General features: G+C 52.4%; 25 protein-coding genes. 5 read left to right on the top strand and 20 right to left on the bottom strand.

Translation table 11 applies throughout. The annotated features are described in order from the left end of the window. Positions 1–7 precede the first annotated feature (7 nt). The 3 genes from AC1ROI_RS23240 to AC1ROI_RS23230 form a co-directional block, all read right to left on the bottom strand. Positions 8–637 carry a hypothetical protein gene (locus tag AC1ROI_RS23240; RefSeq protein ID WP_102599461.1) on the bottom strand — a complete coding sequence of 210 codons (630 nt, stop codon included), beginning with the start codon at positions 635–637 and terminating at the stop codon, positions 8–10. A 12-nt stretch (positions 638–649) separates the two neighbouring features. Beyond that, positions 650–2578, bottom strand: coding sequence for a helicase-related protein (locus tag AC1ROI_RS23235; protein WP_102599462.1), 1929 nt, complete (start codon positions 2576–2578; stop codon positions 650–652). A gap of 153 nt (positions 2579–2731) precedes the next feature. Then, a complete protein-coding gene (locus tag AC1ROI_RS23230; RefSeq protein WP_102599463.1) occupies positions 2732–3193 on the bottom strand; it encodes a hypothetical protein in 462 nt (153 codons plus the stop codon). Positions 3194–3548: 355 nt separating this feature from the next. On the opposite strand from AC1ROI_RS23230, the gene AC1ROI_RS23225 reads away from it, so the two are divergent. Further along, entirely contained in the window at positions 3549–3944 is a 396-nt protein-coding gene (locus tag AC1ROI_RS23225) for a hypothetical protein (protein ID WP_102599464.1), read from the top strand. 82 nt (positions 3945–4026) lie between these two features. On the opposite strand, the gene AC1ROI_RS23220 is transcribed toward AC1ROI_RS23225, so the two are convergent. Genes AC1ROI_RS23220 through AC1ROI_RS23210 form a run of 3 tightly spaced genes read right to left on the bottom strand, consistent with a single transcriptional unit; the run spans position 4027 to position 7162 of the window. Continuing rightward, positions 4027–5619, bottom strand: coding sequence for a conjugal transfer protein TraN (locus AC1ROI_RS23220; protein WP_102599465.1), 1593 nt, complete (start codon positions 5617–5619; stop codon positions 4027–4029). Further along, positions 5616–6743: a hypothetical protein gene (locus tag AC1ROI_RS23215; protein WP_102599466.1), complete on the bottom strand. Its 1128-nt coding sequence runs from the start codon at positions 6741–6743 to the stop codon at positions 5616–5618. The genes AC1ROI_RS23220 and AC1ROI_RS23215 overlap by 4 nt, the downstream gene beginning before the upstream one ends. Continuing rightward, entirely contained in the window at positions 6740–7162 is a 423-nt protein-coding gene (locus tag AC1ROI_RS23210) for a hypothetical protein (protein ID WP_102599467.1), read from the bottom strand. The genes AC1ROI_RS23215 and AC1ROI_RS23210 overlap by 4 nt, the downstream gene beginning before the upstream one ends. A gap of 99 nt (positions 7163–7261) precedes the next feature. Here AC1ROI_RS23210 and AC1ROI_RS23205 point away from each other — a divergent pair, with 99 nt between their 5' ends. Further along, positions 7262–7780 (top strand): hypothetical protein, encoded by a 519-nt coding sequence (locus tag AC1ROI_RS23205; RefSeq protein WP_146013510.1) that lies wholly within the window; start codon positions 7262–7264, stop codon positions 7778–7780. On the opposite strand, the gene AC1ROI_RS23200 is transcribed toward AC1ROI_RS23205, so the two are convergent. Next, positions 7777–8742, bottom strand: a complete 966-nt coding sequence (locus AC1ROI_RS23200; protein ID WP_102599469.1) for a tetratricopeptide repeat protein — start codon at positions 8740–8742, stop codon at positions 7777–7779. The genes AC1ROI_RS23205 and AC1ROI_RS23200 overlap by 4 nt on opposite strands. A 48-nt stretch (positions 8743–8790) precedes the next feature. Between AC1ROI_RS23200 and AC1ROI_RS23195 the strand changes: the two genes are divergently transcribed. From AC1ROI_RS23195 to AC1ROI_RS23185, 3 genes are all read left to right on the top strand, one after another. Then, positions 8791–9222, top strand: a complete 432-nt coding sequence (locus AC1ROI_RS23195; protein ID WP_102599470.1) for a lytic transglycosylase domain-containing protein — start codon at positions 8791–8793, stop codon at positions 9220–9222. A 282-nt stretch (positions 9223–9504) separates the two neighbouring features. Next, on the top strand, positions 9505–11139 hold the full coding sequence (locus tag AC1ROI_RS23190; protein WP_102599472.1) for a GspE/PulE family protein: 1635 nt from the start codon (positions 9505–9507) through the stop codon (positions 11137–11139). Next, positions 11045–11668 carry a thiol:disulfide interchange protein DsbA/DsbL gene (locus tag AC1ROI_RS23185; RefSeq protein WP_256580144.1) on the top strand — a complete coding sequence of 208 codons (624 nt, stop codon included), beginning with the start codon at positions 11045–11047 and terminating at the stop codon, positions 11666–11668. The genes AC1ROI_RS23190 and AC1ROI_RS23185 overlap by 95 nt, the downstream gene beginning before the upstream one ends. 71 nt (positions 11669–11739) lie before the next feature. Here the strand turns inward: AC1ROI_RS23185 and AC1ROI_RS23180 are convergent, their stop codons facing one another. The 13 genes from AC1ROI_RS23180 to AC1ROI_RS23120 all read right to left on the bottom strand — a co-directional run bounded on the left by AC1ROI_RS23180 (position 11740) and on the right by AC1ROI_RS23120 (position 26170). Continuing rightward, a complete protein-coding gene (locus AC1ROI_RS23180; RefSeq protein ID WP_102599474.1) occupies positions 11740–15342 on the bottom strand; it encodes a conjugal transfer protein TraG N-terminal domain-containing protein in 3603 nt (1200 codons plus the stop codon). 15 nt (positions 15343–15357) lie between these two features. Beyond that, positions 15358–16815 (bottom strand): conjugal transfer protein TraH, encoded by a 1458-nt coding sequence (locus AC1ROI_RS23175; protein WP_102599475.1) that lies wholly within the window; start codon positions 16813–16815, stop codon positions 15358–15360. Beyond that, positions 16805–17761, bottom strand: a complete 957-nt coding sequence (traF, locus tag AC1ROI_RS23170; RefSeq protein WP_102599476.1) for a conjugal transfer protein TraF — start codon at positions 17759–17761, stop codon at positions 16805–16807. The genes AC1ROI_RS23175 and traF overlap by 11 nt, the downstream gene beginning before the upstream one ends. Before the next feature lie 49 nt (positions 17762–17810). After that, positions 17811–18374 (bottom strand): S26 family signal peptidase, encoded by a 564-nt coding sequence (locus AC1ROI_RS23165; RefSeq protein ID WP_102599477.1) that lies wholly within the window; start codon positions 18372–18374, stop codon positions 17811–17813. Between the two features lie 2 nt (positions 18375–18376). Continuing rightward, the gene (locus AC1ROI_RS23160; protein ID WP_102616823.1) at positions 18377–18841 is read right to left on the bottom strand and encodes a hypothetical protein; all 465 of its coding nucleotides are present in this window, start codon (positions 18839–18841) and stop codon (positions 18377–18379) included. 169 nt (positions 18842–19010) lie between these two features. Next, positions 19011–21443, bottom strand: a complete 2433-nt coding sequence (gene traC / locus AC1ROI_RS23155) for a type IV secretion system protein TraC (RefSeq protein ID WP_102599479.1) — start codon at positions 21441–21443, stop codon at positions 19011–19013. A gap of 112 nt (positions 21444–21555) precedes the next feature. Further along, positions 21556–21894, bottom strand: coding sequence for a TraA family conjugative transfer protein (gene traA / locus AC1ROI_RS23150; RefSeq protein WP_102599480.1), 339 nt, complete (start codon positions 21892–21894; stop codon positions 21556–21558). Between the two features lie 20 nt (positions 21895–21914). Next, on the bottom strand, positions 21915–22520 hold the full coding sequence (gene traV, locus AC1ROI_RS23145) for a type IV conjugative transfer system lipoprotein TraV (RefSeq protein WP_102599578.1): 606 nt from the start codon (positions 22518–22520) through the stop codon (positions 21915–21917). A gap of 14 nt (positions 22521–22534) precedes the next feature. After that, positions 22535–23737 carry a TraB/VirB10 family protein gene (locus tag AC1ROI_RS23140; protein WP_102599481.1) on the bottom strand — a complete coding sequence of 401 codons (1203 nt, stop codon included), beginning with the start codon at positions 23735–23737 and terminating at the stop codon, positions 22535–22537. A 2-nt stretch (positions 23738–23739) separates the two neighbouring features. Next, positions 23740–24585 (bottom strand): TraK domain-containing protein, encoded by an 846-nt coding sequence (locus AC1ROI_RS23135; protein WP_102599482.1) that lies wholly within the window; start codon positions 24583–24585, stop codon positions 23740–23742. After that, positions 24582–25214 carry a TraE/TraK family type IV conjugative transfer system protein gene (locus AC1ROI_RS23130; protein WP_102599483.1) on the bottom strand — a complete coding sequence of 211 codons (633 nt, stop codon included), beginning with the start codon at positions 25212–25214 and terminating at the stop codon, positions 24582–24584. Before AC1ROI_RS23130 ends, AC1ROI_RS23135 begins: the two co-directional genes overlap by 4 nt. Positions 25215–25277: 63 nt before the next feature. Further along, positions 25278–25562, bottom strand: coding sequence for a type IV conjugative transfer system protein TraL (gene traL / locus AC1ROI_RS23125; protein ID WP_102599484.1), 285 nt, complete (start codon positions 25560–25562; stop codon positions 25278–25280). Further along, positions 25559–26170 carry an OmpA family protein gene (locus AC1ROI_RS23120; RefSeq protein ID WP_102599485.1) on the bottom strand — a complete coding sequence of 204 codons (612 nt, stop codon included), beginning with the start codon at positions 26168–26170 and terminating at the stop codon, positions 25559–25561. The genes traL and AC1ROI_RS23120 overlap by 4 nt, the downstream gene beginning before the upstream one ends. Between the last annotated feature and the right edge of the window lie 58 nt (positions 26171–26228).

The raw sequence follows: 26228 nt of genomic DNA, 5'->3' as shown, positions 1-26228 counted from the left end.
CGGGGATTCAGTTCGACTTGATCGGTTTCAAACCGTGGTGTTCGAGTTGTAGGCGGACAGCGTGCAGCACGTCAGCAAGCAATGCCTCGGTGTCGATGCTCGGTAGAGGTGTGTGGGCCTCTTGTGTAGCCTGCGGGGAGGCTAACGCGGTTGTTGAACGGTTGGTGCGTTGTTGCGCGACATAATCTTCAACGAGCTCCCTGAGCAGTGCCGAGGATGTCAGGCCGGGCCGGTGCCCTTCCGCCAGCGATGAGACAATCTGCAAAAACTCTTCTTCAGTGGACCTGCTCACCCGGGTGGATAACGGTTGGTCGGCACTTTCGCGGCCGGCGAAATTGATTGATTCCGCCCGAACCAGATAGGGTTGCAGAATTGGCGCCATTAGTGCCCGAACTTCATCGTCGCCAGGGTACTGGAAGCACTGCATTTTGAGCTTTCTACTCAGAAAGCCGAGCAGCACTGGCGAAGCCTCGACGTCACTTACTCGTCGCAATTCGTCCACTGCGTCGTTAGCATATTTCAGAACTGTGGGCTGGCTAAGCACATACGAACGGCCGATTTCTCGGGACATTTGACCCGATAGAAGTCGTTCATAAATCGCTACCTTGATAGCCAGTGGTGTTGATTTGGCGCCCAACCTGTTCCCCTTTTATTGCTTTGTTGGGATGAGACCTGCATCTATTGCGCCCTGCTCTATTTCCGACCTCCCAAGGGTAACACCCCAGAAAAGCATCCTAGAAGAACCTGATTGCCTTTCTCCATCGATATCGAGATCACCGAATCCACGAGCGTCAGCATCCATTTCCGCTAACTGGAACCCATCGGTGCAGGACGACAAGCGCCGTAACCGTTCTGATGCCTGCTGCTGGATAGGCTCTGGTAGGTACATAATAAAATGGCCCAGGCCCCCTTTGCGTGCAAGCCTTCCACGGAGTTGGTGCAGCTGGGAAACGCCAAAATTTTCTGCGTTAACCGCAACGAGCAAATGCAGATAGGGAAACGTTACCCCGACCTCGATGACTGTCGAGGCCACGAGCAGCTTGATTTTCCCATCCTTCATTGCCCGAATTGTCTTTGTTTTGACGTCTTCAGGAAGGCCACCGTGAATCATACCGACACTGTCGCCCAAGACACGTCTGAAACGCTCGTAGGCCGCTTCAACAGAGTGACGTGAAGTATCGGAGTTACCGTTGACCACCGGGTAAATGAAAGCCGCCTGCCGTCCTCCATGGATGACCTCCATGACAAAATCGTTCAACTTCTCCCGCGCTTTTAAAGTGATTATTCGAGAGATGATTTCTCGCTCAACAGGCGCCTGCTGGAGAATCGAAATGGGCATCCCGCCGAGCTTTACCAACGCAACGGTGCGTGGGATGGCGGTAGCTGTCGCTTCAAGAAAATTGGTGTGCGGAGCCAATAGTTTTTTTCGCTGTGAAACGGAAAATTTATGCTGCTCGTCGGCGATCACCAGGTCAAACACAATGCCTTCTTTCTTCGCCGCTGTGAGCACCGCCGTGGTACCGACGATAATCCCCTTCGAGATGTCTCCTTTGGCTTTGCTGACATACTGGGTGACAGGAATCTCGTAGAAAAGTGACGAAAGCTCGCTGGCCAGCTGATCCACCAAAATTTGGCTCGGTGCGATTATCGCCACGCGTGCACCGGCCAAGTAGCTCGCGGCGGCGGGAACCATAAACGTGAAGGTTTTTCCCGTCCCCACATCACCGCTCAACAGGCGGTCCATTGGGAACGGAGATCTGAGGTCCCCCACGATTTCATCAATGGCTCTGAGTTGGTCGACGGTGGGCTCAAATGGTGCCCTCTGGAGAAGGTCGGCGACCTGGTCACGATTAATACGTAACAGCGAGCCTTTCACCGCCGGTCTCGATCGATTGGCGATGACCTTGTTTACCAGCGCTTTGACAGAGAGAGATTTGGCCACCTCAATAGCCGCGAGCCCTTCTCGAACAGAAAGTGGCGTGTGCAAGGTACGCAGCAAGGTAGCCGGGTCAGCGAATCCGGTGAGCTTGGCAAATTCGTCTTCGTGCATTAGCGCCTGTTCGAGCAGCAGGCAGGCTGCTTCATTGATCTGTGGGAGCGCTCTGCCAATACTCTCGGTAAGGAGATCTGCGCTGACCTGGTTGGTCTTCCCTTGGTAAATGGGGACCACCCGCCCAATTTGCGCTTCACCGACCACGGTGGGGTTTGCCAAGCCTAAGCGGCCGTCGAAGGTGGTTAACTGGCCGTAAAGGTTAACGACAGATCCAAGTTCCGGTTGAAGCCAGCTCTCGATCGCGGGCTTGCCGATCGCATTGATCTGAACACGGTCCCCCCGGCCGTCGACAGCCCGCATGACTGCACGAAAGGCGCCCTTTAACTCGCCGATCATCTTTCCTTCCCGGGTGAAAATCGAACGCTCGACCAGCGTCAACGCAAGGTAGTGAAACTCCCCTGTGTTAGGAATCGGGAGGATTTCGATCGGGTCGTGATAATCACGGTACCCCTTCGGCACAGTGAGGAGGCACTCGGGGAGCGTCGAGAACCCCAATCTGGATAGCCTGCCGATGTCTTCGTTCATGCTGGATATTCGCTGGTTTAATGTTCAAATGTTATTTCACGCGTAGCAATAAGACAACCAGTGGCTATTTCAAATCTCGCGCTCGTACACTTAAATTTTTCCCCCAAAAAAAACCCCAGGCAGTGTATGCCTGAGGTCTGTGTGGGTTTGTGTTCAATGAGACACACGGGAAGAACCGTTCTGATCGGTGATAACGCGTACGTTGTCGCCTTTTACGAACGGCTCGTTAGAGTCTTTAGCTTGCGTTACCGCTTGCAAGTCGTTACCTGCCAGTTTGACGGTGATCTCGACGCCATCAGAGTCATGGACCTTTTTGTCCATGATGCTGCCGACGGCTGCACCAACGGCTCCTGCAACAACCATTACTGCTAATTGGCCCAATCCGCCACCGCCGTTGCTACCAGCGATCGCACCGAGTGCACCACCAGCCATACCGCCCAGAGGAGTGGCTTTGCCGTTGATCTTGACGTCGCGAATCGATTCGACGACGCCGAGCTCAACCTTCATTTTTTTACCAGCTGTGGCTTCGTTGTAGTCTCGACTGGTCATGTTGCTTGCGCAACCGCCCATAACAACGGTAGAGATGATCAAAGCAATAGCTACGATGCGTTTCATGATGGGTACTCTCACATTCAATTGGATTAGTGTTTGGTGTTTTTAAAGCTTGCGCAGAGTCGCGTTAGCCCGAGTGTCACAAGTAGTGCAATGCCCACGCAGACAGTCAGCAATGACAAAAACCATTCCGAGTCGTACTGGATGGAGCCGCCTACCATTGCCATTAGGTACAGAAGAATTTCCATTTTTGGTTCCTGACGAACTACCGGCCACTTGGGGGTAAGTGATTTACCTTTCACTTCCGATATGACGGACACGCGTGTGTAATTTCGTCCCGACAAGAAATCGCCCCTAGCATTACAGAGACCTGTGCGACATCTCCCTGCTCTATGGAAAACCTACAAGGGGCGGGGTTATGAAAAGGCTGATTGGCGGGCAACCGCTGTACACCAAAGATGCACTCGTGTTTTCAAATGCCTCGGTTATTTGCGTAGGCAACAGTGGGAAAACCATTACCTATCAGATCCGAAGCGAGTACGGAAACATCGGAATTCTCAAAGAGAATGACGTTGCGGAATGGTTTGACCTGCATCGCCAAGAAGCGAAAGAGGAATTTCCTCGAGTCAGTGGTATGCCTGGAGGTGGTTTTACGTTAACGGTTGGCGAAGCTCATGCTGCTAACATAAAGACGATAGTTCCGCCTGAACTGTACAGTATCGAAATCAACGACCTAAATGTTTGCTCATTCATTGTCCAAGGCAAGCATTGGACATGCTTCTCCGAGTTACTTTGTTTGAGTAACAGCTATTAACGAAGTATCGACCGACCTTCTTGGTCGGTTTTTTTTGGCAAAAAAAAAGCCTCATGGCTGAGGCTTTTCTTTATTACAAAATTTAATTTTCCTTTTTGCCATCCATCATGGTTTTCACTGAATTCTGGAGGCCATCCACATTTGGCAATACAGAAGCAGCCATGATGTCAGCGGTAAACTCGGTAAGGTCTAGTTTTGAAAAATCGACACGCTGGAATTCATCAACTGTGAACCCCCCACAACTTGGACTTTTGGGAGTGCCCCAACCTTTCCCAATTTGGGGTTTCCCTTGTTCATTAATGATTTTTGCCAGCTTAGAGTTGTAGCAGCAGTAGGACTCCGTAGTTTCCACGCAAGCTCCAAATACCTTTTTCGAGCAATAGCTTCCAACCAAATGGCAAAGATTTGCTCCACGGTGCATACCTAATTTCTGCTCTTCTGGTTCGCAGGATCTTAATTCCATGACGACCTGAATAGCGACGGCAATGGCAAAGCTATATGGGTCAAAATAGAATCCCCCACCTAAACCGTATACAGGCCCGCCTAACAACCCTGTTGCTGGAACGGCACCAAACGTATAAGTGAGGCCATACATCCCGATCTGGAAGTCTGCACCCGCAGCGTGCTCAAGGCCGAATGCTTTAGAACCACTTTGAATCCATGCTGAATTGTCATAGGCGAAGTCATACATGTATTTTGCGCCGTACTGTACAGCCCCCATTGCGGTGCTCGACGCCAGCGACCCCATAATCGAGTTGTTTGACTGTGCCCCACCGCTCTTCTCGCAGCAGTTCTTGATGCCGCCATACCCCTTAGCGCAGGTTTCCGCTACACCATCAAAGAGTGCTCCATTGGCTCCATAAACACCTGCCTCACGGGCCGCTTCTTGGGCAGCTACAGCTTTAGCGAAATCGGTGTCATTAGGATAACCAGTGTCCCAGCAGACGCCCTGGTAGCACGAAGTTTTGGTACTACAGTCTTCCGTCGTTGTGGTCGTGCCTTTTTGAGTAATGCAGCTATATGTCACCTGTTTCATCACGCAGCCAATTGGGTCCGTGCTTTCGAGGCAGGCCTCATCAATTTTTTTGCATCCTTTATCGATGAATTGTTGGCAGTCGTTTTGTTTGCTCGGATTGATACAGGAGTAGTCATCCTTGTACCTCCAGCAGGCTTTATAAACAGGAAGACCGTTTATAACACGTGTTTCTGGGCCTTCCACACAAGTGTGGGATGCCAAGTAACAAAGCGGGTTATCGGTATATGATGTGCATTGGCTAGTGTCGAGTTGATCTTTAGTGATGGTGTAGGTGTTACCCAGTTTTACTGTATTTGATGGCGTAGGCAACGATGGGTCGCCGCATCGGAATGTCCGTTGCTCTGTCAGACAAGTTCCGTCCCATGCAGCTGAAATGCAAGAGGTGCCAGTTTGCCAGCAACCGGCGATTTTAGAAATTGCCGCACAATAGTCAATTGAGTTCGGCTGAATGCACTCGTATGTATCTTTATAATCCCAGCACCCCCCAACTTGAGCAATCGTCACATTAACGCCAGATATATTTTTTGATGGTGTGGTATCAACGCAAACGGAACCAGTCTTTCTGCATGATGCTGCGACGACAGGATCTAATATGCATGGAAACAAAAGCAAGAATAGAAGTGCTTTTATCAGTTTCATCGCGACTTCGCCTCTAGGTCAATACACCCGTTAGATATAACAGACCCAACAACAATAGGCGTCGAGGCGACACCTTGAATACTAATAGAACAAGGGCCAATTTTTCTTGCATTGATGCAAACCAAAGTTATTTGATTATTACCTTCGTGAAGATACCCTGTAATATCAATGTTAGGTGCCACGCCTCGGCATCCAGCGTTGCAGCCGTCATCGTAGAAGTCGCCAATATAATTGTTAGATTGATCCATAAGAGACGCATTGCCGTTATCGGAATCAAATGTCACGCGGCTATTTCGTAGATCACGGCCCGCCCACTCACCGAAAATATTTTGGTATACGACCGCGCCGTTAATCAACAATTGGCCATTATTATCTATCTGGTAACCGGTTAGAGTAAAACTTTGTGGTGTCCCCTGGATGGATAGGTTCATGTTAAAGGTCTGTGAAGTCCAGGTTGGGACATTGTTTCCTTGGTCGACTGCGTAGTTGAATGGCTGTGGTGACTGTAGAATCGTGGGCATTGCGCCGCGATGGCAATCAAGCGACTGAAGTGCGTTATGGGTCGTGTTACATAGATAGTTCGAATCTGCGTCCACTTCGACTACTTGCCCCATGGTGCAAGCCTTGGCCTCGGACAAGTTGTATTCATTGCAGACTTCGGTCGCATAAATGTCTGGGGTTGTTGTTGTTTTTGTGGTGCACTGCTGTGTGACGTTCCCACCAGTCGCATTGTTAATCGTGTTACCAATGCCCTTGACGATCGGATCATTAGGGCTAACAGGGAATTTAACTTTGTCTTCCGGGTTTTTGGCGAGGAAGTTAACAGCATCACACTCCTGGTTCGCCACTTTGTCGGATCCCGCCACAGCCGTTTTGCATGTGGTGATTCGGGTCGCACCCACGTTAAATAATGACGATGAACCAAAATTCTGTGATTGGGGAGGATTATTCGTGTAGTGCGGCATGCCTTGCGCGTTGTTGTTGTTCACTTTCGACGACAACTTGTTGAGGTTGCTTTTCCCCAGCGCCAGGCCGTCCGAGTGTGGATCAGCAGTGACCTGACCTGATGAAATCGCCATGGCCAGGAATCCTGCGAGCGAAAATATTTTCCTTGTCAGTTTCATTCGCCAGACACCTTGTTGATCTTTACCTCAGGCTGGGGAGATTTCGACCAGTCAACCGATTCCGCTGGAGGAAGTCCATCCGAGCAGAGATTCATCCCCCAGCCGACCTCGAGGGGGCCAGTGCCGCCCTCTTTCTTTGGTACCTTGGCCTGTGTCATCTTCACACCCAGTTTTGCGCAATCTGGCTGTTTAAACCGGCTGAGAACCTTGGCCTCGACCAGAATGGGTTCGTTAGACCCAGTCTTTTTTTTCCACGCTTCAGCCTGTTCGCCGGTTAGCTCGGCGGATGCATGCCCTTGTTTGATAGCGGCGAACAGAATGTCTTTTGCCTGATCAGCTTGAGCCGTACCGCACACAAAAAAGAGGGTTGCTACGAGCCCGGCAGTGGAAAGGCGAGGAAAAAAAATTGGCGAGATCATGATCGCTCCTTGGGTGCTGGAATCAATAACGCGTATGTATATTACACGTGGATCAAAAAGCAATCTATCAGAATCCTATTTCTGTTTTGGGCCTGGCCAATGACTGAATACCTGAATTCAAATTTGCTGTTCGCAAACCCGTATTGCTACCTAGCCCCTTCGGTGTTGCTTGGGGTGTTCATGGCGTTTCAACGGCGAGCCTGGACAGCCATGAAATGCCTGCAATTTACCGGCGTGCTTGTGCATGAAATGCTGCATTTCATAGTGGGACTTGTGACCATGGCTCGACCGAGCTCTATGTCTCTAGTGCCCAGGACTGATCGGGGAAGGTTGGTGCTGGGGTCTGTTGGGTTCGTAGGGCTGAACTGGATGAATGCCTGGATAACCGCCCTTGCACCCTTGCTGGCCTTGCCGATTGTTTACGGGTTGGCCAGCTGGCGTTTGGCCCAAGGACCGCAGCATTTCCAATGGGGGGACATTTTGATTTGGTTGGCGTTTGCCCCCCAATGCCTCAACTGTTGGCCATCGCGAGCAGATTGGAAGCTGGTGCTCATTTCATGGCCGCTGATTGTCCTGCTTGTAGCGTCCATTGCCGTCTGGATCTGGGGGCATGGTTAATCCGACCTGCTTGCCTGAAGAATTGTTGCTTCGTAATTCGGGCGAACCATGTTCTCGTGTGACGAAAGCCAGTTGGTAGCGAAATGGGTCGCCTCATTCTCCTCTTTGGTGGACAGTCCGAACGTCCCTAAGCCACTGGCGTTTAGGCCAACCTTGTTTCGATTAAGGCCTGCATAAATTAACCACCACGAAGCGGCCATCTTGCGGTTTTCGTCCATCCCCTGCCCGTTCTTGTACATCGCAGACAAGATCGCTGGTGAGTTCGGTTCACTTGCCTGGGCGGCTTTGGTCAGCCATCCAAAAGCCTCTGAAAATTCTTTGCGTTCGTAGAGGATGCGGCCCAGCAAGTAATAGGCGGTGACGTTGCCCCGGTTGGCACCTTCATTGGCCCATTTCCATGCAAGGTCCTTGTCCCTCTTTTTGAGGTAATACAAAGACAAGCGCACTGCCGCCAAATCCACGCCAGCAGACTTAACTGCGTCCTCAAACATCAGCATCGCTTTCGCTTCGTTTTTGGGTACCCCTCGGCCTAGTAGGGTCAGAACAGCCAAGTTATACCGGGCAAGGGGAAAGCTTTCGCTGGCGGCTGAAAAATATGCGGCTGCGCCAGCGCTGTCTTGGCGTACGCCTTCACCGCGATCGAGCAAATAGCCCACAATGTTCTGTGCCCTGCTGTTGCCGCCTTTCGCCAGTTCGAATAGCTTCGGCAGGGCCTGTTTGTCACCGCCTTTCCAAGCCGCCCATGTGCGCAACACTTCCCCTCCGCCCCGTGCATTGGACAGCAGGCCTTTCATGGCGCTTGAAATGTCTGTACCGATGTCGGATGCCGGCTGCGCGGAGTCGAATACTTCAGCGGCCGATGTCGAGCTGCCCGTATTGGCCGATTCAGCGGCAACGGCTACCGAGCAAGCAAGGGCCAGGGGGAGCGCCCAGAATACCGCGTGTCGATTCTGAGATAACATGTATTGATACACCTTGTTTATTGGTACGCGTAATGTATTCTTTGCGGCATGAAAAGACTATCCCTCTTATCACTGCTTGTAGCCTTTGTGGTCGGGCCCGGTAGCGCTGATGCGACCTGCTTCGCTGAGGCCGCTGCTCGCTACAAGGTCAGCGAAAGTCTGCTGCGCAGCATCCAGGTTACGGAAAACGTTTCTGGAAAGGCCGACATCATCAACACCTCGAACTCGGATGGCTCAAGGGACATCGGGTTAATGCAGATCAATTCCTGGTGGCTGCCGAAGCTGGCCAGTTATGGAATTGGTGAGAAGGATCTACTGAACGGCTGCGTCAGCGTTAACGTCGCTGCTTGGATAATTGCAAAAAACATCGTGACGTATGGCCACACTTGGAAAGCTGTTGGTGCGTATAACAGCCCATACGTAGAAAGTCAGCGCATATATATTCAAAAAATCATGAACAATTACGGACGCTCTTTATGAAGCAGATGTTAAGCGGTTGTTTTTCCCTGATGTTAGCCGGGTGGATCCTTTACACCATTGCCCCGGAAGCCCCGTGCGAGCGCGTTGAGCGCGGGGCTTTACCTGTGCGGGTCGCCTTTGATGGCGTTAGGTGGGCAGGGAGAAACTACCTTAGTACTGATGCCAGAATCGACCTCCTATCATGGAGTTTAGACGCTGATGCAGCAACTCAAAGTTTCATCTCGCGTTTGTTTTACGGACCAACCTTGAACTGTAAAGCCTAATTAATGGTAGGAGGTTAAAATGATTAAAGAACCCCCGTTATTTATTTACAGTGGGCCTCACGATAAGGTTGGCGCCGACTATCTGAATACGTTGTTTGAAACAGCGGCAAAGTTAAAAGCACCTGACATTCACATGCAATGGTTCAGTGATCGCGTTGTTATACAAATGCGAATCGGTGATTTCATGCAGCACGTCGAAACCATCAGTGCCAGCCTTGGCAGAATGCTCGATGACAAGATCCGCGCTCGCGCCAACATGGACCTCTCACAACGGCATGCAACCATTGATGGTCGCATGTCACTTCAGTATCCGGATCGTGCGATTGATGTCCGTGTGAACGTTCTGCCTGTTCACGGGGGGCAGAAAATCGTGTGCCGGTTGCTGGACCAGTCGAACGCCAGCATGACGTTGAACGATATTCACATGCCGGTGCTGGTGAAGCACCACTTCTTGGAAATGCTGAAAGAACCACAAGGGCTTATTTTAGTCACCGGCCCTACTGGTTCAGGGAAGACCACGACGCTGTACGCTGCACTCAACGAACTGAATGATGGGACGTTGAACATCTGCACCCTTGAGAACCCTGTTGAATATGTAATCCCACAGTTCGTTCAGGTTAACGTAACCCCTTACATCACATTTCCCCTTGGGCTTCGTGCCTTGCTGCGACAAGACCCTGATGTGATTCTGGTGGGTGAAATTCGTGACGCCGAAACTGCCGAAATCGCGATGCAAGCCGCGAATACGGGGCACCTTGTTCTGGCGACATTGCACACCAACAACGCGGCGCAAGCTATTCCTCGGCTTCTCGATTTTGGAGTCGACAAGCAGGCTCTGGCTTCAACACTTCTTGGCGTGATCGCTCAGCGCCTGGTTCAAACCCTCAACAACGACGTACAGCACCAGTGGACTGATGTAACAGACGCTGAAGCGTATTGGTTGAAGTCCAACGGTTTACCGCTGATCCAGGGGCAAGTGCCGCGTGCGACGGCTAAAGAGTCATTCTCTGGCAAACGACCGATCATTGAGATGATCAAGTCCGACAAGCACGTTCGTGCGGCAATTCTCAGCAACGGCGGTGAGATGGGGGTGCTCAATGCCGCTACACGTCAACCTCAATTCGATACCTTGGGGCAGGCCGGGATTCGAATGGTTTCCGCAGGCGCCACGACGATGGAGCTTGTTCAGCGGCTGATCAAGGACGACTCAGTAGCCCCCAGTGTCCGACGGATAGGAGATGTCCTCCTCTCGCAAGGGTTAGTCAGTTTTGCCGAAGTGAATGAGGCTGCTGAATCGCAGCTTGCCCTGTTGGTAGAAGGCAAGATCCGCAAGGTTGGGCAAATCCTGGTTGATCAAGGGTTGGTTACCCAGGAACAAGTGGCCAGGGCAATGGGCTATACCGAAGGCGCTGTTGATTTCTTAAATGAACTGGCGGCACGTAGGCTTTTGCCCTATGGCGAGGTGCAATCGGCGGTTCGGAATTGGCGCACGGAGCGTCATCAGGAATCACTTTTCGATTTGGTCATTGAGCTGAAGCTCATCACACAGGAAAAATTGGATGAAGAAGTTTATCGCTCGGATGGCCGTCGTTACGTCGCTGATGTCGCCCCTGTTCACGATGGCTCAGGAGCCGGGGCCGTCGTTGCCGTATAGAGAAGTCACCGTGCAGAACCAAGATGCCCGCAAGGTCATCGTGTTCTTCTCATTCAGTTGTCCGGTTTGTGCAAGCTACGACCAGATGCTGAGGCGCTGGTCACAAACCATGCCTGATGGGTGGAGTGTTGAGTTCATTCCCGTGGCTGTACCCGACAAGGGAAACTACATGGCTGCGCGGGCATTCTACGCAGTTCAGGATGCCGATCCCGCTCGTTTGGCGGCGTTCATGTCGGCCGCCTACGCTCAAATCCATGAGGGCGGTATGGAAATGGAAAATCCCCAGACCTGGGCAAAGGCAGTAGCCGCGGCGAAGGTACAGGGGTTTGAAAAGGCGTGGGCAAAGGTCACGCAGGCCCGCCTCGAGAGCGCATTCGCGAAGCTGCTGACGTACGGCGTTGATGCGACCCCTTCGTTGGCGATCGGTGGGCGTTACGTGATTAATCCAGATGATACCGCCGGCGGGGATAACGGGATGTTTATCCAGCTTGCCAACGGGATGGTGAGTAAGGTGATTCAAAACCGCTGATGCATTGGGGCGGGAGACGACAGCAATAAAAAAGCCCTGCTTCAGCAGGGCTTTTTTGTGCCTCGTGTTGTTTACCGGGAACCGCGGACACCTGGTCCTGAATCCTTGGTATCACCACCGCGACCGCCTGGTGCCGGCGTGGAACTGCTGGTGCCTTCATCCGGGGTTGGGTTGTGGTTCACGCGAGGTGCTGGTCGTTGACCTTCGTTGGAACCGAACGGGGAGCCCGAGTCCGCACCTGTTGCGCCCATGAGCCCATCACCAAACGTGCTTTCATTCCCACCTCCTACCGCTCGCAAATCGCCTGAATGACCGCCGAGTGGCGCAAGTGGATCGGCCGCCGGCGCCGGCGACATGGGCATCATCAGAGGCTGTTGTGATTGGCCATGATTCGACTCTTGGTGCATCGAATGTAGAACGGAACCAGGATTCAATGGTGCCTCAGCACCTGAATTGGCGCTGGTCTCTGCTCTGTGGGTATCCGCCATATGATCAGCGGTAATCATAAAGGCAGGTTCAACCGATGTTTTAGCCGCGAGTTTGGTGGCGTCCTTCGCTTCTCGGCCCGCGGACGCTAAAGCTTTGCCAGCCGATTTTGCGGTTTCGGAGGCTTCTGCGACGTGCTCAGCGTTAACGATACGGGATGCTTGCCCTTGCGAGCGAAGGACCGCGGGTATTTCATGCCCGGCGGCATTCGCCACCCTACCGGCGTGAGCAACCTCTGCACCTGCTTCAGCCACTCTAAGCGCCTTCTCGGCCTTATACGCAGTTGCTCCAGCCCTGGCGAACATAACCCCCCGTGTAGCCGCTCCACCCCACCCTAGTCCTGGGATCGCAAGGGTTGCAACGTTAGCTGCTACTGCCGTCTTGGGATTTTCCGCTTCCCATTGTTGCTCTTTATTGCCTACGGCGGTCACGGTATTGGCGATCGGCTTCGACGACATTACGCCAGTCATGGTTTCAGCCGAGATCGATGTGTCTCCATTGGCAACCTGACGTTTAGCGCCCCGGACCATATCCTTGGCGTTCTCAACACCAGCCGGCATTTGGGAACTTACATACGTCTCGCGATCTTCATAACGCTTCCATTCATCCAAGCCACTTGAGAGCTTATCGAGTGTCTGCTTCTGTGGGGCGCCGGTTGGCCCAACCTGATCGGCGTTTACGCCCGGAACGTTAGTCGACGGTGTGCCGACACTTGCATTTGCGACATTGCCGCCAGGATTGTCGGATACCTGCTGTGCGCGTTGGCCGACGCCTTGGGCTCGTGCGGCATTTCCGTCGGTTGGACCGCTGATAGATCCGCTTTGCATGGCCGATACGACGTTCGCAAACGCTGTATTGTCGACAGAATTTAGCGCCCACAGCTGGGCCGCTTCGCGTTTGCCCTGCATTCCGATGGAGCGTTGCCCATAACGGGTTTCAAGTTCTGGGAATTTTTTGTTGAATGCTTCGCGTTGAGTGCTGTCGAGGTTCGAAATGGCGCTGTTGAGAGCTTGCATTGCTTCTGGCGAGCGGATCAGGTTACCACCCGTTGTATCTTCACTAATTTGTACGCCCGAACTGACACTTGCTTCAGCAGAGGTCGCCTTTTGGAAGCGCTGGAAGGAAGACTGTGTATCTGCTGTTGTGGAACTGAGACGACGGCTCAGGCCATTTTCGCTCGCAGCTTCCCTGCCAGTGCTATGAGCAAACGCCGAGGATGCCGCCGCTTTCCAGCCTTTCATATCACTTTCGTTTTTTGCAATCTCAGTACCAAACTCAGAGCTAATTTTCGTCGCTTGGTCTTTCGACATTTCCTTACCTGTGGAGGATGCAACGCCGGCACTTACGCCACCAAAAATGCCTCGGAAGCCAACCTCAGCATTAAAGTTTTGCTTAAAAGAATCACGTTGGTTGCCTGTCATGCCAAGCGAATCGGCAATTTTATCGCCCATTTTCATAGCCTGCTGGGTCATGCTGGTGTGGGATTGCTCCAACGATTGCATTTGTGAGTTCGACCAGGAATCCCCTGATTTATAGGACATGACCTGGCGCATACTCGCTTCAACTGCGGATGCGGATTCTGAGCGTTTTGTATGGTCCTCACCCATTGCGCTCTGAGTCGACGTTCCGAGAGTTTGTTTGAGTTCGGCCTTATTCCACGCAGCGTCAGCCTGGGCGAGACCAGATTTTGCGGAGCCCTTATTTTCAGCGCTGTATTGATTTCGCGAGGCAACATCGACATGCGCACCGTTCTTCAGAATGTCAGGTGACTGGAGCTTTTCATCGTTGTGATCTCGACCAGACCAGCGGCTGGCCAAGGACACCATCCCGTAACCCGTCACGCCGAGCATGGCGGCAGAAATTAATGGGGTTGCAGCCAGCATGTCCGACGCAATGCCTAGTCGAGTAGCCAGCACATCGTAATAGACTGCCTGTAAATTGCTGGGTACGAGCCCCTTCTCTGTGAATTGCGCCAGTTTGTCGGCGACGTCATTCTGGATGTACATCTGAATAACGGCGGAGAACGGTAACCATGAGGAGGTCCAAACACCGAACCCTAGGTATTTGACATACGCCATGAGCGCGCCGGCCCCTTTGAACAGGCCGTAGATGATCACAATTGGCGCGAAACCAAAGAACAACAGTTGCAAGAAAATCATGGTCGGCATCATGATCTTGGCAAAGAAGCTACCAGACGCCGCCGCATCAGAGCGGAACTGTTCATCTTGTTGAGTCAGTGAAACCATGCACAAGTTAAAACTGTTCTGATCCTGGACGCTATCGAGGCAGTTGTAAGTACCCCAGACCGAGTTGAAAAACAACGCGTTCGTCATGAATTGATCAGAGCTTTGCGCCGCCGACCAAAGGGTTGGGACCAAATTGGTGATTGCGTCGTCCACGTTGGTAGTAGTGTAGGCGCCACCCATGGGGTTTTTGTCTTTCATGCCAGCGTTAATCAGCTTCTTCAAGTTGGCGCTGGCCGGGAATGCAGAGACGACGGTGTTGATCTTGGCGCTAGCATCTTGGCAAGCCATGGATGTTCCTGCCGCATTGAGGTTATCCCAATAGGTGGTAAGTCCATTTGGCCTTGAATATGACAAGACATAATTGACCATGTCCGGGCTGGCTTGGAAGTTGTTCATATTGAACGTCGTTGACCCTGGAACACAATCAATGATGAATTGCTTCAAGCTGGAGACCAGATAAGGGTCCACATTTTCCACGCCTTTGCGCAACGTCATTAAAAGCTTCAACGGAGTGATAAAGCCATTTTGGCTAACGCCCATGTAACTACCGCTGGTACTTTGGAAGGCTGTATTGACTTTGTCGAATATGCTGTACGACGCAGTTGTGAACAAGCTTGCCGGTGCAGCGATAATCAGTGGAACATGGTCAACCTTTGCGATATTCCCGGTGTAAATATCCTCAATGGTTACCGAAGCCTGTATGGAGCAACATGCGACCACCATACCAAACCCAAATAGTCCACCAATCGGACCGTTAGCAGGGATGAACTGTTCACCACCGCCCTTCTGAATCATGAACATGATTCCGGACATCAGGGCGACAAAACCGCCGACCAGATAAACACCATTCATGAAGCCGCCTGATCTGAAGATCATGGCGAGGCCATTAATCGTTGAGTAAAAAGAGCTTACATCACCGAGTACGTAAATCGTAAAATCCATATCTCGTCACCTTAATTAGATACGACCGGGCTTTACAAACACAGCCGGGTTGCTTGAAAGGATAATTTTGACGAGCTCTTTGGCAGCCACAATCTTGGGTTGCAACTTTTCATGCTCGGCTCGGATTTCGGCCAGTTCAACAGTCAATTTACGAATGTTCGGCTCCACGAAGTCAGGTTTCATGCCGCGCACCCCGTTAAAAGACTGGTTGGCAGCATAAATAGCAGCTTCACCGTATTTAACGGCGAGTTCGTTGGCAATCAGCGGTGCAAGTTGTTCGGCAATGGACTGAATCGCACCTGGAGACTGCTGGACTTGCTTGATAAGAGCCAGTACAGGGGTTTGGATAGCGTTAATAAAGCCAATTTGGGCCGCGGTGAAACCGCAGGAACCTGCCTGGCAGTATGTGAGCTTGCCAACAATCGAGTCCGAGGTAGTGCCAGTTGTCGCGCCCTGGGTATAGCCAAAAAGCATTTTGTTGGTGTAGCCGAGCGTGCCATCGAAGCTCAATGCATTATTTGGGTCGATCGAAGAGCACTGATTACGGCCGTACCCATTGTTACAGTGCAAAACCTTGAGTGGTGTGCTGTTGCCGGCGGAGCCATTTTTGAAGTTCATCAAGGTCAACGTTGGACTGAAAATTTGCCCTACTTTCACCTTTGGAGAGCCGTCAGGGTTGTTTCCGGCGGCAGTATCGGGGCTTGTCATGATGACGGCGCCGATCATGCTCATGACAACTTCGTTGGCACGATTCGCATTGGCTTCACCCGTGTCAGGGTTGCCCAGGTATTGACCGGCGCTTGTGTCCGTCAGGGCCTTCCAAACTGGGTTACCGCACTCCTCGCAACTGCCATCATTGGTTGATTTGTCGTTGTTAGTGTTGGGAGAGCTGAACAGATCGGTGAATCCCGAGAACAAGTCCGAGAATGCGCCTTTCGCGGTCTGGGCCGCGGTGGAAGCTGTGTCGGCCATTTCTTTACGAGCTGATGGGTCCGTAAATGACTTGACGATGGAGTTTGCGACTGCGCAAGTGTTCTTCATCATCTGGTTGAGGGCTTGCAGTTTGTTTTGGAAATCCTGCATTAATTTGCCGAGCGCCGGGTTAATTGCATCAATCGCGGCTTTGAATGCGACCCCGACGGCGTTAGCAGCGATCTGGCGAAACAAAGCTACCAACTGGTCAGCATTGATAAATGAGAACGAACCACCAAATAAATCGATACCGCCGCAGCCGGCAGATAACCGGGGTGGGTCGAACGCCACCAGATTGATGTTCCGTACCGGGCTGCGCAATGCGGCGCCACCGGCTACGAAGCCACCGCGACTTTGACTGGCAAAGCCGCCCGGGGCAGTGCTGTTTGACAGGAACATGCCGTCAAGAGCATCTTGTAAGCCCGCGGAGGCAGGCAGCGACGCGGTAATCATGACCGTAGTCACAACTAACGCTATAAAGCGCTTAAATTTACTGTGCATGGTTGCTATCTCCTTCGTAACGCCCTTCCAGTTTGTTTTTCAGATACTGAACCCACTTTTTCGGATCGTTACTCGCACCCTGTTTCGTATCTTCGTTCGTTAATACACCGCGGTCATAAGTGTGAATCTTCAGAGCAATGTCTTTTGGCAGAAGATCGTTGCTGTCGGCTGCGGCGATAATTCGCTCGGCAAGTTGGTCTTGCGCCATCATGCCTTGAGACACGATGAAGTAATTATTGGGAGGAACTACCAGAACAGTTGTAGGCGTTATGCGAAGGTTCAAAATGCTGGCTTGACCACTGTTGGCAACAAACTCAGGTACGTTCGGGAGTGTTTTACCGTCCATGGAAATGAACTTAGTAACGAACCCGTACTGCTTTGCAATCTCTTGCACGGTATTAACCTGGGGCTGGCAGAAGCTACATTTCGAATCGAAAAAGACCCATAGGCCGCCCACTTTTGCCACATGCTTCAGGGCGTCCGATATACCTGCTTGAGCGTTCCTCAGGAAAAACGGTTTGGTGTACGTCGCGATTGGAACTCGGTTGTTTTCGTCGAGGAACGGATCTGCTGCGACCACGCGAGTCGTCATTTCCGCATAGCGCTGGGATTTATCCATCGCCACGCGCTGGGCGTACATGTAGGCCTCAACGTTTTCTTTCGTTGGGTCGTCGATTGCTGCGTCGAGCAGTTTTGGCATGTTTTCACGTAGCCATGAAACCGAAAACGGCTCCTGCTGGTCCTTCTCCGGGGCTTTTTTTGCTGTCTCTACCGGTTTGGGAGGGAGAATAATCGGCGGCGGTGGAGGAGGCAGCTCTTTCGGATCTTTGTAGAAGAACCAGCCTTCAGATTTCCTTTCAATGAAGCGGGTGGGTTCTTCGCTGGCGTGAGCGTTGACGGCCCCGAGGGCCGTTGCACCTAGCAGCATGGCTAATACTAGCTTCATTGTTTTAATCCTATACGCGTACGCATACACGGTTCATAGAGCTTAATCATCAGATTATTGGCCCTACCCTGCCGATAATTAGCTTTTGATCCAGGAAGCCCCAATACCGCCCGTCATAGCTGCGTGGTTCAGTGCCGACCACCAATACCTTTCCGGGTGGCACAACCTCAACCCGATCAAAGTCGCCCGGTTTCTTTCCGAGTTTATCTGTCAGGTCCAGCTCACCGATCAGGCGCCCACCGATGTACGCGATGTTGCCTTTGACTACGAGCTTGTCACCCGGGAGACCTGCGATCATTTTGCCGACTGTTTTGCCCTCAAAATGGGTCCCCATCAGCCCGCCTACTGGCACAAACGCGACGTAATCACCAATCTTCAGGTCTTGCGGTAGGCCGTAAGTGATGAAGTACAGCCGCCACGGCAGGCACCGAACGGAAGCGAGATCTACGCCGATGCGGTAATCCTGGCGAAAGGCAGTGACACTCGCGATAGCGACGATGAATGTGACGGTGATGCCGATCAGTGAATTGCGCAGAAACAGTAGGCGTGGCTTGTCATTGCGCAGCAGCACAAAGGGCGCCGTCAGACGTGCTCTGAAAGTTTTTCCTTTCATGATCACTCCAGGGTCAGGCCCAGTCGTTGAGCTACCTGTTTCGTGATGTTGAGACCATCAGGAATATTCATCACCACCGACGAATTGACGACCAGTACTCCAGCTTCGCTGTATGGCTTCAGGGCGTCTTGCAGCTCATTTACGAACGCGAGGCCATCAGCTTGTGCTTGCTCGGGAGTCATGCCTGGCTTGTCCAGCGTTTGCTTCATCTGGGCGTTGGCGAGCTTGGAGCCATCCACCAGAACAATTTGCGCGGAAGCCGGCTGGTTCACAGTGGCGTAGTGGTAGGACAGAAAGCTGCTGAAAGCGGAAAAGGCCATGGCGATGACGGCTGCGGTCAGGAACGAAACACCGCCCTGCCCTATGCTTGCATTCTTCGCGGGCTCAGGCTTGCTGCGAATATCCTCAGGCTCCACGTTGACGTGCTCACTCGAATTGTCTGGGGTTGGGTGTTTTGCATCTGTCATTTGGGCGGCCTCTGGTCGCTGCTATGTAATTTGGATGTATTGCTGCAAGATATTAAAGCATAACACGTGACAATAATCCTGTGAGAATCTGAGACGAATTTGCGGGCAAAAAAAGGCCCGGTTATTCCCGGGCCAAATCGAGCGTGTGAAGGGGGAATGGCAGCAACGTTTACGCGTACGCCGCCTCACGCTCAATGAAGTTGTTCACGGCATCAACGGCATCAACGCCTTGGTCAAGCTGGTCGAGAATTTCGTTTCGAGCAGGCCCTTTGGTGGAGAACATCACGTTGTGGAATTGGTCCACCACGAGTCGGACAATCCCCCAGTCGGTATCACTGCGTTTCACCATGATCTCACTGTACTTACCGGGCATCGTGTGGACGGACTTCAGCATGTGCTGGCCATACGCTTCGATCTTGAATTGCTTGCTGTCGATTGCCGAATCGATGGATTCCGATTTCTGCTGGAGGATGAACTGCCATGCCGAGTTCGCCGCAATGGCTTCGCAGTTTTTCGATGCGTAAACGTCACCGATCGATTGAGTAACAACGAGCACCGCGCCATCTTCTTTTCGGGCTTTCCGGTATGCCGCGATCATAGCTTTCGCCATCATGGGGTCATCGAGCAGCTCCCACGCCTCGTCGACGATCAGGATTTTCTTGCGGCCCCGCTCCCCCATCTGCGACTTGTACATATCGTGGTTGATCCGGGAGATCAGTTGCAGCAAGACCACCTGCTGAAGCGCTGGCCGACCCTTCAGGTCGCTCAGCTCCATGCAGATGAATGCGTTGCTCATGTCGAGGTTGTTTTCACCTTCAAACCACCGTGTGAACTGACCGCCAGCGAACGGGAACAGCTGGCGGCCAAGGCGCAGGCATTCGGGGTCGTCGGACTGCGAGATGAACCATTCGGCGACAGCCCGAATATTGGCGCTGTTACCAAACTTGGTGTAAACGCTGTGGATCGCCTGCTCGATGCGGGACAGTTGGTAATCGTCCAGGATGTCTTCAGGCGCTGCCATCTTGGCGATGGTTGCCTTCAGGATGTCCATTTCCTCTTCGAGATCTTCGATGTGAGTAAATGGGTTGAGACAAACATCCGATTCAGGACGAAACTCGATGAACTCGCCCCCGACACTCTTGCACAGTTTGAGGTAACTGCGGCCCGCGTCGATTACCCAAACCTTCGCACCTGACGCGAGGTAGTCGGCCACAATTTTTTGGGTAAGGAAGGACTTGCCGGCACCGGCCTCAGCAAAGACGATTCCGCTGAAGTTCGTTGTGGAATCGTACAGGTCAATCAGGGCTGGCTGGCCACGACGAGTGAGTAGGAGCATGGCGCCACTCATTCCGCTACCGGTCCATTCACCAAGGATTGGCAGAAACTGCACAGCATGACGAACACCCATTGTGTGGAAGCGGAATAGGTTCTTCGTGCCTTCACGCGTGGTGTTCAGCGGCAGCAGGTTGTTCCACAGGGCCTCGAGGATCCGTCGGTCTTCCCGGAGCTCAAATGCGAGGGATGTGTAGTAGGCCTGAAGCCCTGATGACAGTTTGTTCAGGCGCTCGAGACTGCGCGAGAACAAGAAAATGGTGAAGTTTACCTCTACGACGATGGCTCCTTTGCCTTCGATCTCATGGACAAGCGTATCCACGCCCTTCTTCTTGTAGCCCAGGACTGGAATGAGGTGCGCGGTCGGACCGAATACCTGGTGGTTGATGATCGAAGACGTGTTTTTGACTTCGTCGACCTTTACCACTTGGTCTGGATAGTGAAGGGTCAGAACCATGTAATACGGATCGGTGATCTGGTTGGAGAGGCCACCAGGGTCGCCGATCATATGGTTCATGATCGCCAGGCTCGTACGCTGGGGGAAAAATTTCACGCTCAACGCTTTAGCGTAATGCTCGCCTTCGTTGAATTTTATGGTGGAAGGGTCGTCATAGTTGATCGAGTCACCCGGGTAGTAGATTTGGTCCTTGAGCAACTTGGCTTCGTCGTAGTGGGACCGCGGTGCATCCCATAGCTTGGTGATGATGCGCATGATCACCAAGTAGGCGACGGCATCCAACTGAAACAAATTCAGCGATGCAGCCTTGAGTGCTTCTGTGATTCGGTCGGCGGTTTCTTTCGTGTTGGCGATATCAACGTCTTCAGGCCGCTCGTTACGGCATGGGAATTTGACGGTGACAATTACGCGTTGACGATTGAGCATGACACCACTGCGTTGGACCAACGGGGTATCGACCCCACTGCTGATCAAGTTCGCGTGTTGCTTAGTCAGGGCTCTCAGGATCGGTGTGGAGTTAGGCTTGTTGTTGACGTAGGCGTCGATGTACTCGCCGACATCCGGGCTTGCCAGCATGCCGATCTGGATGAATGTGCCTGGCGGAAAACTCATACTCAACGCGGATTGCAGTTTGTCCACGGTCGACGCACTTGCACCGGTCAAAGCGTCGGAGACAAAACACGCCCCGAGATAGTGTTCAGTTCCATCAGAGCAGAAAAATACTTTGGTGTCGGTGTCGACCGCCCGAACTGTGAGTTTCGCGTGAGGGACGGTAGTCCGATTACCTTTAATCGTTGCTTTGGAGGCTGCCATAGCACTGTTCGCCTTGGAGTGTGGTTGAGTAGGCTTTGGAAGGCCTGGAGGGCAACCCGCAGGCAGAGCCAGTTAAAAAGGCGCACTGGAGGCCAGTGCGCCTTTGATGGACTTACAGAGTGGCGGTGAAGATGTTGGTCAGAACACCCGGGCCCACACTTGCGGACAGGGCAACGGCAACGCCGGTTACTACCGACATTACTGACTGCTTCACGACGCCGATCGCCAGACCGGTACCCAGTGCGCCCAGAGCAAAAACTTTACCCAGAGAGCCGGTCATCCAGTCGTCCAGATTGGTCACGATCGTGGTGAAGGTCGAGTCGGAACCAGCGGTGACGTCTACAGCGGCGGCCAGGCCGATTACGGCCACTACCAGCAAGGATTTTTTGTCGATTTTGGCGAAAGGTGCTGCCAGTTTGCTTTCGACTTGAGTGGTGGTTTGTACGTTCATAGTGAAGCTCCCAGTTGTGTTCAGTTCAGGTTGATGTCGGTGGTTGCAGGGATTGCGGCCGTTGTTTCCGGACCATAATCCTGGGGTTGTTTTTCCTCGGGTTGACGTGCCGGGACTGTGGCGTTGACAGCCGGTACGGCGGCGAGCTCGCGGTGAGGCACAACCATCCCCTGGCCTGCGAATTCGGCTTTGCCGAATGTCCAGGTGCGCGGTTGTACCTCGGTAAACAGGTACGACGGAAAGTGGAGATCGTCTTTGCTATCGATCCACGGAGCGATCCAAATGCGCATGACCTGTGCAGGCACGCGTACAGGGCGAGCAAGATCGGCAACTTTTGGCCCTGGCATACCGTTTGAAGCTTTCAGGCTATGCTCAGAGCTCGCAGTCTTTCCCACATCGTTACCGTATTTGACGTTTGGTACTTTCTGACCAATCGGCATGTCACTGTCGGTCAGGGCCGGCATTTGATTGGTGGATTTATAAACTGCCATCGGCGATTTGCAGATGATTCCTTGGGGCATGCCCGGGCATGAAAATTCATCGTCGCCGGCGGTGTTCAACCACGATGAACATCCACTGAGCAATGCGATAGGTAACAATGCCCCGATAATTGCAATACGTTTCATATAATTCCCCTTATTCATTTCAGCTCGAATCCTTTAACCAACATAATGGTTACCTTGCGACCAGCATCGACTTCTACGACAGGAGTCATTTCACGGGCCATTTCCATGTAGAACTTGGCAACTTCGTTTGCAGATGTTGTGAAGCCTTTTGCTACACCGGTTTGCAGAATGCTGGAAGTATCGGCTGTTTGAGTTGAAACTGTTCCGCCGGGATTAAGGTTAAGTTGTGGAACGTTTTGAGGCGTCATAGCTTGAGCAAAACCGGACAATCCACCAGCAACTAAGGTTTTGGCGATCATTTGCCCCTGTTTGGAAACGAGGCGGCCTCGCATACCAGCACGGCCATCTTCACCGACGATATAACCTTCGACTTTCGACTCAATGATTTTGCCGTCTTTACGAACGCACGAAATAGACTCGGTTCGCAGAATCGCCCGCTCGCTAGAAAGAGAGCCATAACCCGAAGCAAGTACGAAACATTCTTTGATATCAACCCGGTACTTGTTGGGTAGCATTGCCTCAGTTTTGATACGCAATGTTGTTGGAACTGGATTTTTCTGTGTGGTGGCGCTGGTTGGAGCGTCCATACCGTTCAGCAAAATAGCTTCAAAAAAGGAGCCAGCAGACAAAGCAGGCACAGGCTTTTCGTCACGCTTTGGTGCTTCTCGTTTGTTCTGGAGGTTATCACCTGTAACGCGTAACTTCGGGCCTTCCGGTTTCACTTCTGGAGCGGGGACGCCGGTGCCTGCCGAAGCTTCATAACCTGGAAGCGGGGAATTCAGCGCTGGAGCGGAACCGCTTGGTGGCCCACGTTTTTCGAGATCGTCAAGCCGTTGAGTCACCCGCTTCAGTTCAACCAAAGCATCTTGGGTAACGGAATCATTTTTATTCCGTTGTTGCTCTTCCAGTTCGCGAAGCTTATCAGCGTTACGGGCGTCCTTTTCCTGTTGTAATTGAGCAGCCAGAGCTTTTGTCTCTTTTTCTTGTGCTTCAATTTTAGCGTACAGCTGTTCTGGCGTGTTGTTGTTCCCTTTAGGCAACATCAAATTCGTTTCATTGAGTGGTTCGAGTTTCTTGCGAACGGAGGGCTTGCTTCCGCCTACCAGAACTGAGCCGACCAACATTAACGCTATTAACAGGCCGCCGATGGCTATTACTTGACGCCAACGCGGGTTCAGGTCCTGCCACCAAGTATTGAGATTGTCTTTAAGTGCCATTGTTAATCCCCAGTTGCCGATTTATCAGAGACGATGAAAACTTCGGTGGTTTTCCCGTTTCTTAAAGTGGCAGTTGGGAAGAACGAAACTGCTCGTACTCCCTCGCTATAAAAAGTTCCTTCATCCAGATCAACGTCATTTGGGGTAGTGCCCAGGATCGTATAACGATAGATATCGTACGTCGGGCCGGAATAACGGACTTTCGGGTACGCAATCACGTTGCCGATATTTGCTGCGGCGGATGGCAGCAGGCCTTCACTGAAACCTTCAGGCGTTTTGCCGAGTGCAGCTTCACGCAAGATGTATCGGATGTTGTCGGTGTAAACGTTGCTGTCCGGAGCATGGTCTGCCTCGGACTTGCCGCCAGTGTCAGCCTGGGCCTTGTCCAATTGCAGAACGATCGTTTGCGGCGGCATTTCTTTCGGGACGAGCGTCAGCGAAATCACCGGGTCATTCGGATTCGAGCCTGTGATGTAGAGCGCAACCGACTTACCGGTTGGCTTCATGGTTACATACAGCGATTGACCAACCGGCGAGATGTCGACGTCATCTTTCTGCTGGTCGACCGAACGGGGTTCTGCGAATGGCGTAGAAATACGGTTCGGCAGGACGCTCGAAACATAGACAATTTCATTTCGATCGGAGCCGACGCGAACTACGTTTGTACGGAGTTCTTCCTTGCTGCCAGGCATAAGGCCAAGGCCCGGCAAAGGTTGGGCTTCGACAGGTTTGCTTCGTTTCTCGGCCGTCGGTACCGGCGGCAGTTTGAGGTTGGACATCCCATCAGCAACAGCAACCGTCGCTTGAAGGGAGACCAGCGCAATGAGAGCAATGGCTGAGCGTTTCACTGAATCGTCTCCTTGATTGGTTCTGCGGGCTTGGGTGGGTGTGCTTGGATCCACTTGAGGGTTTTAGGGTTGGAGCCGGGGTAGGTATCGAACGCCTCAATAACCGGGCGGCCGTCTCTAATTTTCATGACGTACTCAACTACGGCGACTTCCGGTTTGACTTGACCGGTTGCGCTGCGGGACTCCATCGTTCCGACGATGAAAACCTTCGAAGTCTCTTTTTCGTAGCTGGTCTTCGACGCTGACCAGGTGACCGAACCAGCGTTGGTGTTGAACACCGGGTCGTTGGCAAGAACGAACATTTTCTTGCGCACTTCCGGGTAGATTTGAGGATCGACGAAGGCGCTGACCGAATCGGCAACGAAGTTCACGTTTTTAGGCGTGACGTTACCCATCAAAACTGAGGCATACAGGCCGAAGGACTTCAGATACTCCTCGTCCGCATTGCTCCAGCCGATTTTTACTTCTTTGTCCAGGGTAGGCGGGATCAGGCGCGTGGTTTCATGCTGACCCAGCTGATTGATTGCCAGAACGCACACCGCCACGGCTAAAAAAGTGTTTGCAGAGGCATTCAATTTGGCGAATGACGACAGCCCTTCCATCGTGCCGATAAGGCTTTTAAGCTTCATTTTTAAACCCTTGGGTCCTAGACGGATTCATAACACGTACGCATATTCATCAAACAAATCTTCTTAGAGAAAGAAGTCTCGTTTAGAGGAGTCCTGGTAGTGCTTATTAAGCGGCATGACCCCGGCCCAGTAGCACAGGTGCTGCAAAATGCCGTCGAGTGCGCCATTTTTGAACCGCTTGAAGCGCTTGACTGCGTACCACCCGCACATCAGAGAAGCGATTGTTGCCCAGCCACCGATTGCGATACCTGCACCTAAGCAGCCAATGAAAATTACAGCTTCGTCGATTTCCCAGAAAAGTAGTTGCGTCTGACTATCGACGTAGCGCGGGATGTCGATCTCTTTCAAAGTGTTTTCCCCGCAGCTTTAACAACATCCACTTCCACGCGACGGTTCATCGAACTGTCAACGATGGAAACCGGGTCCCGTTTACCCCGGCCGGCGACTTTGATGTTCTTTTTGCTAACGCCGCGCTTGATCAAATAGCGGGCGACGGAGATTGCTCGATTTTCCGACAGCCGCTGGTTGTAGGCATCGCTGCCGACATCATCCGCATGTCCGACCAGCTTCACGATACTGCCTGTACGCAGGGCATCACCGATCGCGCTCTCGAGAGCTGCCCATTCACCTGGGCTGCTCTTGTTGAAGCCAAACAAGAGCGTGGTCCTCACGTGTCGCGCTTCTTCGGCTGCCTCCGCGTCGATTGCATCCAGTCGAGCTTCTTCTTCTGGCATCAGAGCGCGAGTACGCGATGGCTCGGTAACGATCCAGATGGTGGGCGTGCGCTTGACCTGGCTATCACGGATAGCTTCACCAAGGACATGTGCCTGATGTGCAGGTTCTACCGCTACGCCCACTGAATCCGGAATCACTACTTCGCGCACGTCAACGGCGCCGGCAGTGCTGGCAGCAAGGGCGAGCGAAGCAACCATAAAGGCTCGGATTTTGGTGGTCATAGGGATACTCGTTGGTTGTTATTGCGACGTAACACGTAGCGATAATACAGCCAGTCGC

It is taken from the genome of Pseudomonas sp. GW823-FHT02C02 (assembly GCF_058797635.1).
This window is presented reverse-complemented; position numbering and strand designations above follow the sequence as displayed.